Below are 15067 nucleotides of genomic sequence, written 5' to 3'. Positions count from 1 at the left end.
ACAGCTCCGTGCTCGTCCCACGTCGCGGGCGAACCGCAGCCCAAGGAGGCCGCCCATGGCCGACGCAGATCTCACGACCCGCATCCCGTCCCTGCTCACCGACATGGACGAGGAACACCGCCGCGTGTTCGATGGCATTGCCGCTCTGGTATTGGTCCCGCAGGGAGGTTTCGGCAGTGCCTATGCGGCACTGGTGGCGGAAATCGAGGATGGCTTTCGCCAGGAAGAACAGATCATGGACCTGGTCGGCTACGCCAACATCAAGGCCCACCGCAAGGATCATGCCGAATTGCTGGCGCTGCTGCACCGGCTGCGCCCCTATCTGGAAGACGGCAACGCGCCCCTGGTCGATATCGTCATGGGCATGATCCCGGCCATGCTGATCCGGCACATGTCAGGACTGGACCAGGAGCTGGCACTGGCGCTGCGCCAGCATGCCGTGCCAGCCCAGGTAGCGAACGGCTGACAGGCGGCCCCGCTCAGTCGTCCAGGCCCACGGCCGAAGCCGCCTCCACATACCAGTGGAAGCCGGCGGCGAACTGCGGGCCATCGCCATGGCAGTCCAGTGCGACGCGATAGAAATCGATGAATTCATCCACCGGCATGGGCTTGGCAAACAGCCAGCCCTGGGCGAAATCGACGCCGTGGCTGCTGAGATAGGCGGCCTGCTCCGGCGTTTCCACGCCCTCGGCCACGATATACAGCTCCAGGCTCTTGGCCATGGCGATGATATGGTCGATCACGGCGCTGGTGGCCGCTCCGGTGCCGATGGTACTGACGAAGGACTTGTCGATCTTGAGGGCGTCCATGGGCAAGCCCTGCAGGTATTGCAGGTTGGAGTAGCCGGTGCCGAAATCGTCCAGTGCCATCGAATGCCCCATCTCGCGCGCGCGGGCCAGTGTCAGGCGGGCCGAAGTGATATCCATGCATCCCCGCTCGGTGGCCTCCATCCAGATCTGCTCGGTACGGATGCCGGACCCGGCCAGGTGGCGCGAGACCACCTCCAGGATGCGGCCAGTCTTGATGTCCTGCGGTGCCACGTTGATGGCAATGTGCAGGTTGCGGTCGGCACACAGCAAGGCGCGCATCTCCTTGACCACCCTGGCGACCACCTGGTCGGTCAGCGGCAGGATCAGGCCGCTTTCCTCGGCCAGGGGAATGAACAGGTCGGGCCGGACCACGCTGCCGTCGGGACGCTTCCAGCGCACCAGTGCCTCGGCGCCGATACAGCGGCCGCTGGCGATCTCCATGATGGGTTGGTAGTGGACGATGAATTCCTTCTTCTTCACCGCCAGCTGCAACTCGGCCAGCGGCGACAGGCGCGCCTGCGAGACCTTCAGCACCAGCAGCACCATGACCAGGCCCACCAGCGCACCGGCCGGCAGGAACCAGCGCTGCTGCTGCTCCATCTCCCGCAGGATGCGGGTGTTGTCGCTCATGGCCAGGGCGGTCCAGCCATTGCGACTGACGGTCTCGACCAGATAGCCGTCCACATCCTGCGCACTGGCACTGGCGCGCGCAATCGCCTCCACCGGCAACACCGCACCAGACTCTGCAATCCTGTGGCCCCGGGTACGCGCCAGTACCAGATGCACGCCGTCACCAGGAACGATGTCGATGAACCGATCCGGATGGACCAGCACATTGTGCGCGCCGTATTGCATGGACATCATGCGCGGACCATCGGCGACGAAGGACGACTGGTCCAGCGCCACTTCCACGCCATCGCTGGAAAGGAATTCCGCCCGGGCCTGCCTGGGAGCCTGTCCGGGACGGACCAGTCCCCAGGCAGTGCATCGGAGCTGCCCGTATTCGTAATAGCCCATCTCGTCGATGATGCGAGAACTGACGATGATCAGTCGCATCTGCTCGATGTGTTCCGGCGAGCAGGGGCGCAGCATCAGGGGAGACAAGACCTTGAGCGCCGTACGGCTCTCGGCGAAGGTGTGTTCGGCGCGATCGATCACGCTCCCGGCATGGAACGCCAGGCGCTCGTGCTCGGCACGCAGCACCGCCTGGCGCGACAGCATCATCATGACGAGCACCGGCCCGATAGCCGCCATCACCGTAGCCACGATCACCAGGGCCACTACCTTGTTCTTGTGACTCAAAGCGCCTCTCCCTCGGAGTTTCCCCCTCTTCCAATGGCCCTGCGACGGGATCGCAGCGAAATCCATTCTTCTATGGATGAGTTTCATTAGACCCCAGATAACCAAATAACGCAATTTAATCATTTTAAACTTACGGAAACTTCCCCTCGCAGCCCATGAGAATCATCTCAAAAACCACCGAAGACGGATAAATTACCCTTACAAATCAAGGACAAATAAAGCATCCTCAGCACACCACGCCCACTTGACGCGAAAACAATCCAGTTGGAATCGCACCACAAATTTGTTATTTATTCGATTTATTAATTATTTTTTAGTGATTTTAACGATTTCATGGTTTAATGATTCCATCAATCAATGCAGCAGGAGCTGGCCATGCGTCTGAATCTCCCCATCACCCAACAAGAACGTGAAATCGATGCCTACGCGTCGATCGTCTGCCAGACCGACATCAAGGGCTGCATCACCTACGTGAACCCGGCCTTCGTCGCCATCAGCGGTTTCACCGAGCAAGAGTTGCTGGGCGCACCGCAAAACATCGTGCGCCACCCGGACATGCCTGAAGTGGTCTTCGGCGACATGTGGAATACGCTCAGGAGTGGCCTGCCCTGGAGCGGCCTGGTCAAGAACCGCTGCAAGAACGGCGACTTCTACTGGGTCCGGACCAACGTCACGCCTACCTGGGAACGTGGCGTCTGCAGCGGCTACATGGCGGTATGCACATGGGCTTCGCGCGCTGACATCGACGCTGCCGACAAGGCCTACTGCAAGCTCGAAAAGGAATACGCCCGCATCTCCGCCCAACGCGGGAAGGCAGATCCCCTGCGCAGGAGCATGCCGGCAGCGATCCTGCTGGTGGCACGGGCAGCGGCGGACATGGCACGAAGCATGATGCGGGCGGTACCTGCAGGACAGCCCGGGTAGGGATGGAACATGGCCCCGGGCCGACCTGGCCAGCCACGCCCGGGATTTTCCTGATGGCCCGCTGGACAGCGTTCTGGTGAAATCAATGGCGCAATGCGCCTGTTCGCGCTGGGGCACGCAAATCCAAGCAAACCATAGCGAAAGAAAGACCTGTGCACATGACCAGAGTCACCCGAAACACCTGCCTGTTCCTGCTGCTGGCATTCGGCCTGCTGCTGGCCGGCGTGCTGGGTATCGCCTACCTCAACGACAAGGAAGTGCGCGACGGCCTGGCCCAGGACAGCCGCTGGATCAGGGACGACATCACCGCACTGATGCTGCGCTACGAACTGGCACTGCACGGCACCCGCGGCGCGATCCTGGCCATCGGCCCCGATGAACTGAGCCGCGAACGCTTCCTGCGCTATACCGACAGCCGCGATGCGTCCCAGGAATTCCCCTGGGCCAATGGCTTTGGTTTCATCCGCCGGGTCGCGCCGCGACAACGCGCGGCCTACGAAAGGAAGCTGGCACAGGGACACATGCCGTTCTCCAGCATCCAGCAATTCAATGCCCCGGCCAGCGACCTGTATGTGATTGAACAGATCGAGCCTCTGGAGTCCAACCGCAAGGCCCTGGGCATCGACATCGCGTCTTCCCAGGATCGCCGCTCCGCGGCCGACAACGCCATGCTCACCGGCCGGGCCGAGCTGACCAGTCCCATCCAGCTGGTGCAGGGAGAAAGTGCGGGAGCGACTTCCTACCTGTTCCTGCTGCCCATCTATGCCGGCTCGGTCACCCCGGCCACGATAGAGCAACGCCAGGAAAGGATCATCGGATGGGCCTACTCGCCGCTGTCGGTCAAGGCCATCCTGCGTGAGCTGAGCCAGCGCTGGAATCCGCGCGCGCTGCAGATCCAGATCGAGGACGTCACCCATGACGGCGCTTCCACGGAGCTCTTCCGCAGCGACAATTTCACCTCCGTCAAGGGCAACGCCAGCCTGGACAGCGCCTTGCCACTGTATGGACGGGCCTGGCGCCTGCACATCAGAAGCACGCCCCAATACCTGCAGACCCACCAGTTCATCAGCGACCGTGCCGTGCTGCTGTCGGTAGGGACGCTGTCACTGCTGATCGTGGCCGTGGCGCTGGCCTACCAGGCATTTGCGCGCCGCGAAAGGAAACTGCAGCAAGCGCAGGCGCTGCTGGCGGCCGTGGTGGACAGCTCGCCCGACGCCATCATCACCACCGATGCCAAGGGCATGATCAGCTCCTGGAACAAGGGGGCCGCCGACTACCTGCAGCGCTCCCGCGAACAGGCACTGGGCACGCCGCTGTCGGCCCACGGAGCGCTGCGCGAACTGGATGCACGCGCCAGCACCACCGAGGAAAAACTGCATGCCCCACCCGCGGCCCATGTCATCAGCCTGCACGGCCAGCTGACCCGCTATGCGTCGGCGTTGCTGTTTCCCCTGCGGGACCGTGCGGGGGCGCCGATCGGCAAGGCCTTCATGCTGCGCGACATCACCCACGAAAAGAACATCGAGCGCGAGCTGCACAGGATCAACGAGGAGCTGGAATCGACCGTACAGCAACGCACCCATGCCCTGCACAAGGCCAAGACCATGTTGCAGACCGTGCTGGACGTGATGCCCTCGCTGGTCGGCTACTGGGACAAGCAGTTGATCAACCGCTTCGCCAATGCGGCCTACGAGCGCGTATTTCATCGCCCGGCCAGCGAGATCCGCGGCATGCACATGCGTGACCTGATGGATCGCGATCTCTATGAAAAGTCCCTGCCACATATCGAGGCGGTACTGACGGGGCAGAAACAGACCTTCGAGCGCAGCTTCGAACATCCCGGCAGCGGCATCAAGCATGTGCTGACGACCTACATCCCCGATGTGGCCGAGGATGGCGAAGTCCTGGGATTTTATGTGGTGGCCCACGATGTCACCGAGATCACCCACAACCGCGACCAGCTGTCCGGCGCCCTGCAACAGAACCAGTTCCTGCTGGACCAGGTGCAGGATGCCAACCTGCTGCTCAACAATGTGCTGCATTCGGCCACCGGCGTGGCCATCATCGCCACTTCGCCGCAGGGTCTCATCACCCTGTTCAACAGCGGCGCCGAGAACATGCTGGGCTACAGCGCCGAGGAAACCGTCGGCCATCTCTGCGAGCAGCAATTCTGCTGGCCGGTGGCGGGCCAGCCGCAGCCCGGGGACGACGCCACCAGCGACCTGCTCTACCGCCGCAAGGACGGCGCCACGCTACGCGTGTCGCGCCAGCGCACCACCATGCTGGATCATCGCCAGCGCCATGTCGGCTATCTCTACATTGCCGTGGACATGAGCCTGCAGCGCCAGCAGGAGGCCGAGCTGGCTGCTGCACGCGACCAGCTGGTGCTGGCCGCCGACGTCGCCAAGCTGGGCGTGTGGGTGTGGGACCAGGAAAGCGATGTCCTGCATTTCAATCGCCAGATCGCCGAAATCTATGGCATCGATGACAAGCAGGGCCGCTATACGACCAGCTACGAAGACTGGCGCCACCGCGTCCATCCCGATGATGTCGGCTATGTGGAAAGCTCGCTGCAGGCCGCGCTGGCCGGGACCGGTGAGTACGAACCCATCTTCCGGGTGGTGCGTCGCGATGGCAGCCTGCGCTACGTGCAGGCGCGCGCGCATGTGGAGCGCAATGGCATGGGGACGCCGGTGCGGGTGATCGGCATCAACCTGGACATCACCCAGCGCATCGAATTCGAAAACAACCTGGTCGATGCGCGCCTGAAGGCGGAGCAGGCCAATTCCGCCAAGAGCCTGTTCCTGGCCAGCGTGAGCCACGAGATCCGCACGCCGATGAATGGCGTGCTGGGCATGATCCAGCTGCTACAGCGCACGCATCCCCTGCCCGGCCAGTGCGACTATCTCGACAAGGCCGAGTTCTCGGCCAAGTCGCTGCTGAACCTGCTCAATGACCTGCTCGACTTTTCCAAGATGGACGTGGAACAGCTGCAACTGGACCTGCAAGCCTTCAGCCTGGCACATTTCACCCGCGACCTCTCGGCGATACTGGCCGGCACACCGCCCCAGGCTGGCGTCCTCCTGAACATCGAACTCGATCCGCGACTGCCGCAACGTGTGGTGGGCGACGCCTACCGGTTGCAGCAGATCCTCGTCAACCTGGTCGGCAATGCCCTCAAGTTCACCCATCAGGGCCGCATCGATGTGCGCTTCTCGCACCTGGCACCGGTCAAGGCCAGCACACTGCAACTGCGCGTGGAAGTCATCGATACCGGCATCGGTATCGCTGCCGAACGGCTGGCGGACATCTTCGATGCCTTCACCCAGGCCGAGGCATCGATCACCCGCCGCTATGGTGGCACCGGGCTGGGCCTGGCCATCAGCAAGCACCTGGTCGGGCTGATGGGCGCACAGTTGCAGGTCAGCAGTGAACCCGGGCGCGGCAGCCGTTTCTGGTTCGACCTGGCCTTGCCCGTGGACGACGAGACGCCCGTGCAACTGGCCTGCCCCGACGCCCCGTCACCGGCCAGCGCCAAGGAAGGCCCGCCCCCCGAGCAGTCGCATCCGCTGGCGGCGGTGCGCATCCTGCTGGTCGAAGACAATGCCGTGAACCGGCAGGTCGCCAGCGAATTGCTGGCGCTCTCGGGGGCCGAAGTCAGCTGCGCCGAGAATGGCAGTACCGGCGTGGCCATGGCCTGCGATCCGGCGCGCCAGTTCGACCTGATCCTGATGGACTTGCAGATGCCCGACATCGATGGCATCGAAGCCAGTCGCCGCATACGACGCCACCACGAACTGCGCGGCATCCCCATCCTGGCCATGACCGCCAATGCTTCTCCCCAGGACAAGCGGCGCTGCATCGACGCCGGCATGGCGGGCCATATCGCCAAGCCCATCGACGTGAGCACGCTGATCCCCATGCTGCTCTCCCATCTGCACCCGGAACGTGCTGCACAGGGGGCCGTCGTCACACCACCGGCCTCGCCGGCAACCGAAGCCCCGGGCAACCGCCAGAGCGTGGACAGCTATGCCACCATCATGCGTCGCTATAGCCAGGCCGGCGACATCTACCGCACCACGCTCAATGCCTCCGCAGCCGAGCTGGAACGGCTCTACGCGCAGTACCGTGAGGCCCTGGCGCAACACGCCTTGCCACAACTGGCACAGGCCAGCCATGCCATCAAGGGCATGGCCGCCACCATCGGTGCGCGTGGCCTGGCGGCCTATTTCGGCGCCATCGAACAGCGCTCTCGCTTTGGCAGCGCCGAACAGGCCGAGGCCCTGATCGCCCTGTGTCGCCAGGAGGTGGACGAGAGCCAGCGCGATTGCGTGCTGGTCTTGCAACAACTGGAGGTGCAAGCCTTGCATTCCGGGCAAATATCGCCCCCGGCCTCCAGCGGCAGACCCGCGCCGACTTCTGATTTTCCTGATAGGCAACGCCTGCGGGCACTGTTATCGTCAAGCAACCTCGAGGCCATCGACCTTGCCGACGTGATCGGCCGGCGTCATGACCTGATGCAACAGCCGCACTACCTGCAAGTGATCGAGCTGATCGAGAAACTGGATTTCCCGGCCGCACTGGCCCTGCTCGATCGCCATTTTGGAGAAGCACCGTGAAACGCATCCTGGAAGAACTTTCCACGCTACGTGGCAGCCGTCCGCGCATCCTGCTGTGCGACGACCAGCCCATCAACATCCGCCTGGCCAATGCCATGCTCAAGGGCGACTACGACATCTACATGGCCGGCAGCGGCCAGCAGGCGCTGGACCTGTGCGAACGGATCCTGCCGGACCTGATCCTGATGGACGTCAACATGCCCGGACTGAACGGCTACGAGACCTGCGAACGGCTCAAGCAGAACACGGCCACGCTGGGCATACCGGTGATCTTCCTGACTGGCCTGAAGAGCGAGGAGGATGAGGTCAAGGGCTTCGACGTCGGCGGTGTCGATTTCATCAGCAAGCCCATCAACGGCACGGTGCTCAAGGCGCGGGTACTGACCCACCTGACGCTGAAGCTGCAGTCGGACTTCTACCGCAACATCGCCGTGACCGACTCGCTCACGGGCCTGTTCAACCGTCGCAAGTTCGACAGCGAGCTGACCGAGAAGTGGGAATTGTGCAAGCGTTCGGGGCAGGCCATCTCCCTGTTGATGATCGACATCGACTATTTCAAGAAATACAACGACCACTACGGCCACCAGGCCGGCGACCGCTGCCTGGCGCAGGTGGCGCAAGCCATCCGCAGCAATTTCAATCGCAGCTACGACTGCGTGGCGCGCTACGGCGGCGAGGAATTCGCCTGCATCCTGCCCATGGCCGGACGGGAGCAAGCCTTGAAGATGGCCCAGGACATCAGCCAGTCGGTGATGCGACTGGAGCTGATGCATGCCAAGTCCGAGGTCTGCGCACATGTCACCCTGAGCATCGGCGTGGCCACCGTGGACAATCCCGGCCCGGCCACCTCCCCGGCCAGCCTGGTCGAACTGGCGGACCAGAACCTCTACCTGGCCAAGAACAGGGGCCGGGCGCAAGTGTGTGCCGGAACCGAGACCGCCCGGCAGGATGTGGTGACCTGAGCCTGTGGCGACCTGTGCCGGTTCGAGGCCGGGGACTTGCGGCGGGTATTTCCATCGGAATAAAAATGCGCGACCGCTCCATGACCGGTGCTGCGCAGTGATTTGGCCGGCAATCGAAATAAATATTCCAATTTAAACTTAAAGAGAATATAGTTTCCAAATACAAAGGGGCGCCATGAAACGTCCCCATTTTTACTTGGAGACATCAATGATCGAAGTGGCCATTTTCGGTGCCGGACGCATCGGCAAGATCCATGCAGCAAATATCGCCGCGCAAGCCGGCGTGCGACTCAGGTATGTCTGCGACGTCCATGCCGACAGCGCCGCCGAGCTGGCGCGCCAGCACGACGCCCAGGTCGCCGGCATCGAACAGATACTGGATGATGGCCGCATTGGCGCCGTCGTCATCGCCTCCAGCACCGACACCCATGCCGACCTGATCCTGCGCGCGGCTGCGGCCGGAAAGGCGATCTTTTGCGAAAAGCCGGTCGACCTCGACCTGCAACGCGCACAAGCCTGTGCGAAGGCGGTGCGGGCGGCTGGGGTGACCTGCATGATCGGCTTCCAGCGCCGCTTCGATCCCACCTTCGAGGCGCTCAGCCAGCGCCTGGCCGCCGGCGAGATCGGCGATCCCGAGATGCTGCTGGTCACCAGCCGCGATCCGGGCGCCCCGCCGCTCGCCTACCTTGCCTGCTCGGGCGGCATCTTCAAGGACATGCTGATCCACGACTTCGACATCTTCCGCTGGATCCTGGCCGATGAAGCGGTCAGCGTCTTTGCCACCGGCAGTTGCCTGACCGATCCTGCCATTGCCAGCGCCGGCGATATCGACAGCACCGCCGTCACCATCACGACCCGCAGCGGCCGGCTGTGCCAGATCAACACCAGCCGGCGCGCCGCCTACGGTTATGACCAGCGCTTCGAGGTGCTGGGCAGCAAGGGCATGCTGCAGGCCGGCAATCATCGCCCTACCGAGGTCGTGGCGGCCACCGCCAGCCAGGTCAGCGCCGATCTTCCCGAGCATTTTTTCCTGGAGCGCTACCGCGCTGCCTACGCGCGTGAAATCGCCCATTTCTTCCAGGCCATGCAGAGCGGCCAGGCCGTGCGCACGACCATCGAGGATGGCGTCAAGGCTTTGCAGCTGGCCGAAGCGGCCGCCACTTCGTGGCGTGAAAAACGCATCGTCAGCCTCTCGGCATGAGCGCGCCATCCTTGCTGCAGGTCGGCGTGGTCGGCCTGGGCCGCATGGGTCGGCGACATGCCGACAATCTCGCCACGCTGGTACCGGGTGCGGCGCTATGCGCAGTCTGCAGCCCGATCGCCGCTGAACTCGACTGGGCGCGCCAGAGCTACCCCGATGCGCATCAATACCAGGACTATGAGGCGCTATTGGCCCATCCGGGCCTGCAAGCCGTGTTCCTGGTCACGCCCACCGCGCTACATGCCGGGCAGATCATCGCGGCGCTGCGCGCCGGCAAGCATGTCTTCTGCGAAAAGCCGCTGTCACTGGATCTGGAAGATTGCCTGCGCGTACAGGCCGAGGCGGCACGCCATCCGCAGCTGAAGGTGATGACAGGTTTCGTGCGGCGCTTCGATGCCAGCTACCAGGATGCGCGGCGCAAGATCGACGAGGGCCTGATCGGCTCGCCCTTCATGGTCTATTCGCAGACCTGCGATGCCTATGACCCGGATGGCTTCTTCGTGCGCTTTGCCCCGACCAGCGGCGGCCTGTTCCTCGATTGCTCGGTACACGACATCGATCTGGCCCGCTGGCTATTGGGAGAAGTGCGGGCGGTGCGGGTGATCTCCAGCGGAGTGCGTGCCATCCACCATGACCTGGCACCGTACCAGGACGTCGACAATGGACTGGCTATCTGCGAATTCGAAGAGGGTCGCCTGGCCAGCTTCTATGCCTCGCGCACCATGGCCCACGGCCACGAGACCATGACCGATGTCACCGGTACGCGCGGGCGACTCAGCATCGGCGCCAATCCCCGTCTCAACCGCGTCACCATCGCCGATGCGCATGGCGTGCGCAGCGAGAGCACCCCCAGCTTCATCGAGCGCTTTGCCGATGCCTTCGTGACGGAGGCCCGGCACTTCGTCGACGCCGTCCGCCTCGACCTGCCACTGGCACTCACCCTGGAAGATGCCACCGAAGCCACCCGCATCGGCGTGGCCATGCGCCGCTCCTTGCTGGAGCAGCAGCCGGTCTTGCTATAGCTGTTGCCGCAGATGACGCCAGCGCTGCCGATCAGTCGCTGGCGTCATCGTAGCCATCGATAGGTTCCGCTTCTGCCACATCCAGTTCCATCCGATAGGCCAAGGCAATGAACAACGCCTGCGACAGGCACATCGCATTGGTCAGCGAGCGGAACGAGAAGGCACTGCTTTCCTTGACCTTGAGCAGCACCGAGGCGTGACGTGCCAGCGGACTGAGCTGGCTGTCGGTGATGACCAGCGTGCGCGCCTGGCGGTGATGGGCCAGGCGCACGCAAGCCTGGGTCTCCTGGCCATACGGGGTGAAGCTGATGGCGATGAGCACGTCCTGCTTGTCGATGCTGCGCACCTCTTCGCGGAACATGCCGCCATTGCCTGAAATCAGGTGCACGCGCTTGTTGGTGTGCTGCAGGGCATAGGCCAGGTGACTGGCGATGGGGAAGGAGCGACGCACGCCGATGACATAGATATTCTCGGCCTTGAGCAAGAGCTTCACCGCGGCCTCGAACTGCTCCTCGTCGAAACCACCCAGCATTTCATCCAGCCCGGCGCGACTGGCCTGGATGAACTCGTGCGCCAGCGCCGCACTGGTCACGCGTGTGGGCTTGCTCTGGATCAGGTTGCGGATGCGCCGCTGGTAGTTCTTCGACGGGATCGCCTGCGCTGTATAGGCCTCGCGAAACACCGCCTGCATCTCGCTGAAGCCGGAAAAACCGAAATGCTTGGCGAAACGCACGATGGCCGAAGGCTGCACCTGGCATTGCTCGGCGATATCGCTGATGCGCTCCAGCATCAGGCTGGTCTTGTGCTGATCCACATAGGCGGCAATCAATTTCAATTGCCGGGACAGGGAGTGGTATTGCGCCGCAATCTGCAGCATCAGTTCGTCGACAGTTGGAGTATCCACCGCGTTTCTTTCATGAGGGAATTGATAGTCCGATGCGGGACGATGGCTCGATTATATAGGCATCCAGATAACGTATTTGAAAAATAATTTCTATTTTTAATTTAACTGAAAAAAATTATTGCGCATCGACTTTGCTTGTTCTATTGTTAGTTACCGCTTCACCGCACAGTGACTTCCTGCACGCATTCGGAAGAAACCGGCACTCACCAGAAAGCGGCCCACAGTAAAAAAATAACCGGAGACATTCATCATGCAAAGATTCGGATGCAAAGGGCTGTTTGCCGTCCTCTCGGCAACGGCCCTGCTGTTGACTACCGCCCCCTCCCCTGGCCTGGCCGCCAACGACAAGTTTGTCCTGATCAGTCACGCCCCCGATTCCGACTCCTGGTGGAACACCATCAAGAACGCCATCAAGCAGGCCGGCGAGGATTTCGACGTCAGCGTGGATTATCGCAACCCCTCCAACGGCGACCTGGCCGACATGGCACGCCTGGTGGAACAGGCGGCGGCGCGCAACTATAACGGCGTGGTCGTGAGCATCGCCGATTTCAGCGTGCTCAAGAAACCCGTCGAGACGGTCGTGGCCAAGAACATCCCGGTCATCACCATCAACTCCGGCACCCAGCAGCAGAGCGAACAACTGGGTGCACTGATGCATGTGGGCCAGCCCGAATACGACGCCGGCTATGGCGCCGGACAAAAGGCCAAGGCGGCTGGCATCAAGTCCTTCCTGTGCGTGAACCACTACGCCACCAACCCCTCTTCCTTCGAACGCTGCCGCGGCTTTGCCGAGGCCATCGGGGCGGACTACAAGAAGGCCACGCTGGATACCGGCATCGATCCCAATGCGGTGGAAAGCAAGGTCAGCGCCTACCTGCGCAACAATCCCGGCACCCAGGCGGTGCTGGCGCTGGGTCCGGATTCGGCGGTGCCCAGCCTGCGCGCGCTGCAGAAGATGGGGCTCAAGTCCAAGATCTGGTTCGCCACCTTCGACCTGTCCGAAGAGATCGCCAATGGCATCAAGGATGGCTCGGTGCAATTCGCCATCGACCAGCAACCGTATCTGCAAGGCTATATCCCGGTGGCCATCCTGGCGCTGTCGCGTCAGCTGAAGACCACCGACATGGCCGTGCTGCAGGACAAGCTCAAGGCCAATCCGAAGTTCCAGGCGCGCCTGGCCGAGTATGGCCTGGCACCCATCTACGGACCGCGCCACATCAGCTCCGGCCCGGGCTACATCACCCGGGACAACCTGGACAAGGTGCTCAAGTACGCCGGCCAGTATCGCTGATGGCCTATTGGCCGGGCACACGCCCGGCCAAGTCCTACCCGCCCGCGCAGGCCGGAGACTGCGGGCGGACGCAACCTTCCCTCGAATGGAACTGCAATGAATACAACTGAACTGCTCGCCCGGCGACGCCTGCACGGCCCGCACGCTGATGGTGATGAGCGCATGCGCCGTGAAAGCCTCGTCTCGCGGCTGCTGGGTCGTCCCGAATTTGCCTCGCTGGCCGGGGCTATCCTGGTGTTCATCGTCTTTGCCCTGAGCGCCGGCGACTCCGGCATGTTCAACCTGGATGGCGTCATCAACTGGATGCAGGTGGCGGCCTATCTGGGCATCATCGCCGTGGGGGCCTGCCTGCTGATGATCGGTGGCGAATTCGACCTCTCCATCGGCTCCATGATCGGCTTCGCCGGCATGATGGTCGCCATCCCGACGGTCTATTTCGGCTGGCCGTTCTGGCTGGCGGTGCTGTTCGCCTTCGCCGGCTCGATGCTGCTGGGCTGGCTCAACGGCTATCTGGTCATGAAGACCCGCCTGCCCTCCTTCATCGTCACGCTGGCCTTCCTGTTCATCCTGCGTGGACTGACGCTGGCGCTGTCGATCCTGTTTGCCAACCGCACCATCGTCAGCGGCGTGGGAGAACGCGCCGAACACGACTGGCTGGGGCAACTGCTCTTCACCGGCAATGTCGGCACGAGCCTGTTCTCCTGGCTGGCCCGGCATGGCTGGATCGCCACCGTCAATGGCGGCGCCCCGCTGGTGGCGGGCATTCCCAAGGTCATCCTGTGGTGGGCGCTGGTGGCACTGGTGGCCAGCTTCGTACTGGCGCGCACACGGCTGGGCAACTGGATCTTCGCCGTCGGCGGCGATGCGGTGGCGGCCAAGAACATGGGCGTGCCGGTGCGCCAGGTCAAGATCGGCCTGTTCGTCTTCACGGCCTTCTGCGCCTGCCTGTTTGCCGTGCTGCAGGTGGCCGATTTCGGTTCGGCCGCCGCCGATCGCGGCATGCAAAAGGAATTCGAAGCCATCATCGCCGCCGTCATCGGTGGCGCCCTGCTCACCGGCGGCTACGGCTCGGTGATCGGCGCCTGTTTCGGTGCGCTCATCTTTGGCGTGGTGCAGATCGGCATCACCTATACCAATCTCAGCTCGGACTGGTTCCGCGTCTTCCTCGGCGTGATGCTGCTGGTCGCGGTGCTGTTCAACAACTTCGTACGCCGTCGCATCACGGAGGCCAGATGACTACGCAGCCACACAAGGACGAGGCCATCCTCGAACTGGACCAGGTCAGCAAGTACTTCGGACCGGTGATCGCATTGCAGAATGTCAGCCTGCGCCTGCGCCGTGGCGAGGTCCATTGCCTGCTGGGCGACAATGGCGCCGGCAAGTCCACGCTCATCAAGCTGCTGGCGGGCGTGCACCAGCCCTCGGCCGGGCAGTACCTGGTGGACGGCAAGCCGGTGCGCTTCCAGTCGCCCAAGGAGGCCCTGGATGTGGGCGTGGCGACGGTCTACCAGGACCTGGCGCTGGTGCCGCTGCTGTCGGTGGTGCGCAACTTCTTCATGGGGCGCGAACCGGTCCGCAAGCTCTTCGGCCTGTCCATCATGGACATGGAATACGCCGCCCGCACCGCCAAGGAAAAGCTGGCCGAGATGGGCATCATGGTGCGCGATCCGCACCACCCCATCGGCACCATGTCGGGGGGCGAAAAACAATGCCTGGCCATTGCGCGCGCCATCCACTTCGGCGCGCGCGTGCTGATCCTCGATGAGCCCACGGCGGCGCTGGGGGTCAAGCAATCCTTCAATGTGCTCAAGCTGATCCACCGTGCGCGCGAACGCGGCATCTCGGTGATCTTCATCACCCACAACGTGCATCACGCCTATCCCATCGGCGACACCTTCACCCTGCTCAACCGGGGCAAGTCGCTGGGCAGCTTCACCAAGGACAGGATTTCCAAGGAGGAGGTGCTGGATATGATGGCCGGCGGCGCCGAAATGCAGACGCTGATGAGCCAACTGGAAGGAATACAGGTTTAA

At 62.9% G+C, this 15067-nt stretch carries 11 protein-coding genes; 9 read left to right on the top strand and 2 right to left on the bottom strand.

The window, feature by feature from the left end; all coding sequences use genetic code 11:
• Positions 1 to 55 precede the first annotated feature (55 nt).
• Entirely contained in the window at positions 56 to 466 is a 411-nt protein-coding gene (locus ACIPHN_RS11960; RefSeq protein WP_400436353.1) for a bacteriohemerythrin, read from the top strand.
• A 13-nt stretch (positions 467 to 479) separates the two neighbouring features.
• Here the strand turns inward: ACIPHN_RS11960 and ACIPHN_RS11955 are convergent, their stop codons facing one another.
• The gene (locus tag ACIPHN_RS11955; protein ID WP_400436351.1) at positions 480 to 2111 is read right to left on the bottom strand and encodes an EAL domain-containing protein; all 1632 of its coding nucleotides are present in this window, start codon (positions 2109 to 2111) and stop codon (positions 480 to 482) included.
• Between the two features lie 375 nt (positions 2112 to 2486).
• Between ACIPHN_RS11955 and ACIPHN_RS11950 the strand changes: the two genes are divergently transcribed.
• The 5 genes from ACIPHN_RS11950 (at position 2487) to ACIPHN_RS11930 (ending at position 10839) form a co-directional block, all read left to right on the top strand.
• On the top strand, positions 2487 to 3035 hold the full coding sequence (locus ACIPHN_RS11950; protein ID WP_400436349.1) for a PAS domain-containing protein: 549 nt from the start codon (positions 2487 to 2489) through the stop codon (positions 3033 to 3035).
• 158 nt (positions 3036 to 3193) lie between these two features.
• Positions 3194 to 7654 carry a CHASE domain-containing protein gene (locus ACIPHN_RS11945; protein WP_400436348.1) on the top strand — a complete coding sequence of 1487 codons (4461 nt, stop codon included), beginning with the start codon at positions 3194 to 3196 and terminating at the stop codon, positions 7652 to 7654.
• Positions 7651 to 8616, top strand: a complete 966-nt coding sequence (locus ACIPHN_RS11940) for a diguanylate cyclase (protein ID WP_400436347.1) — start codon at positions 7651 to 7653, stop codon at positions 8614 to 8616. The genes ACIPHN_RS11945 and ACIPHN_RS11940 overlap by 4 nt, the downstream gene beginning before the upstream one ends.
• A gap of 208 nt (positions 8617 to 8824) precedes the next feature.
• Positions 8825 to 9817: an inositol 2-dehydrogenase gene (gene iolG / locus ACIPHN_RS11935; RefSeq protein ID WP_400436345.1), complete on the top strand. Its 993-nt coding sequence runs from the start codon at positions 8825 to 8827 to the stop codon at positions 9815 to 9817.
• Positions 9814 to 10839, top strand: a complete 1026-nt coding sequence (locus ACIPHN_RS11930) for a Gfo/Idh/MocA family oxidoreductase (RefSeq protein ID WP_400436343.1) — start codon at positions 9814 to 9816, stop codon at positions 10837 to 10839. Before iolG ends, ACIPHN_RS11930 begins: the two co-directional genes overlap by 4 nt.
• A gap of 31 nt (positions 10840 to 10870) precedes the next feature.
• Here ACIPHN_RS11930 and ACIPHN_RS11925 read toward each other — a convergent pair whose 3' ends face one another.
• Positions 10871 to 11716 (bottom strand): MurR/RpiR family transcriptional regulator, encoded by an 846-nt coding sequence (locus ACIPHN_RS11925; RefSeq protein ID WP_400436468.1) that lies wholly within the window; start codon positions 11714 to 11716, stop codon positions 10871 to 10873.
• 277 nt (positions 11717 to 11993) lie between these two features.
• On the opposite strand from ACIPHN_RS11925, the gene ACIPHN_RS11920 reads away from it, so the two are divergent.
• From ACIPHN_RS11920 to ACIPHN_RS11910, 3 genes are all read left to right on the top strand, one after another.
• A complete protein-coding gene (locus ACIPHN_RS11920; protein ID WP_400436341.1) occupies positions 11994 to 13034 on the top strand; it encodes a sugar ABC transporter substrate-binding protein in 1041 nt (346 codons plus the stop codon).
• Positions 13035 to 13130: 96 nt separating this feature from the next.
• Entirely contained in the window at positions 13131 to 14270 is a 1140-nt protein-coding gene (locus ACIPHN_RS11915) for an ABC transporter permease (RefSeq protein WP_400436339.1), read from the top strand.
• Entirely contained in the window at positions 14267 to 15067 is an 801-nt protein-coding gene (locus ACIPHN_RS11910; protein WP_400436338.1) for an ATP-binding cassette domain-containing protein, read from the top strand. The genes ACIPHN_RS11915 and ACIPHN_RS11910 overlap by 4 nt, the downstream gene beginning before the upstream one ends.

Origin of the sequence: Herbaspirillum sp. NPDC087042, from assembly GCF_044745245.1 — a bacterium.
In the GTDB taxonomy this organism is placed as follows: domain Bacteria; phylum Pseudomonadota; class Gammaproteobacteria; order Burkholderiales; family Burkholderiaceae_D; genus Herbaspirillum.
The sequence above is the reverse complement of the archived record's forward strand: the minus strand, read 5'-3'. Positions and strand labels throughout refer to the sequence as shown.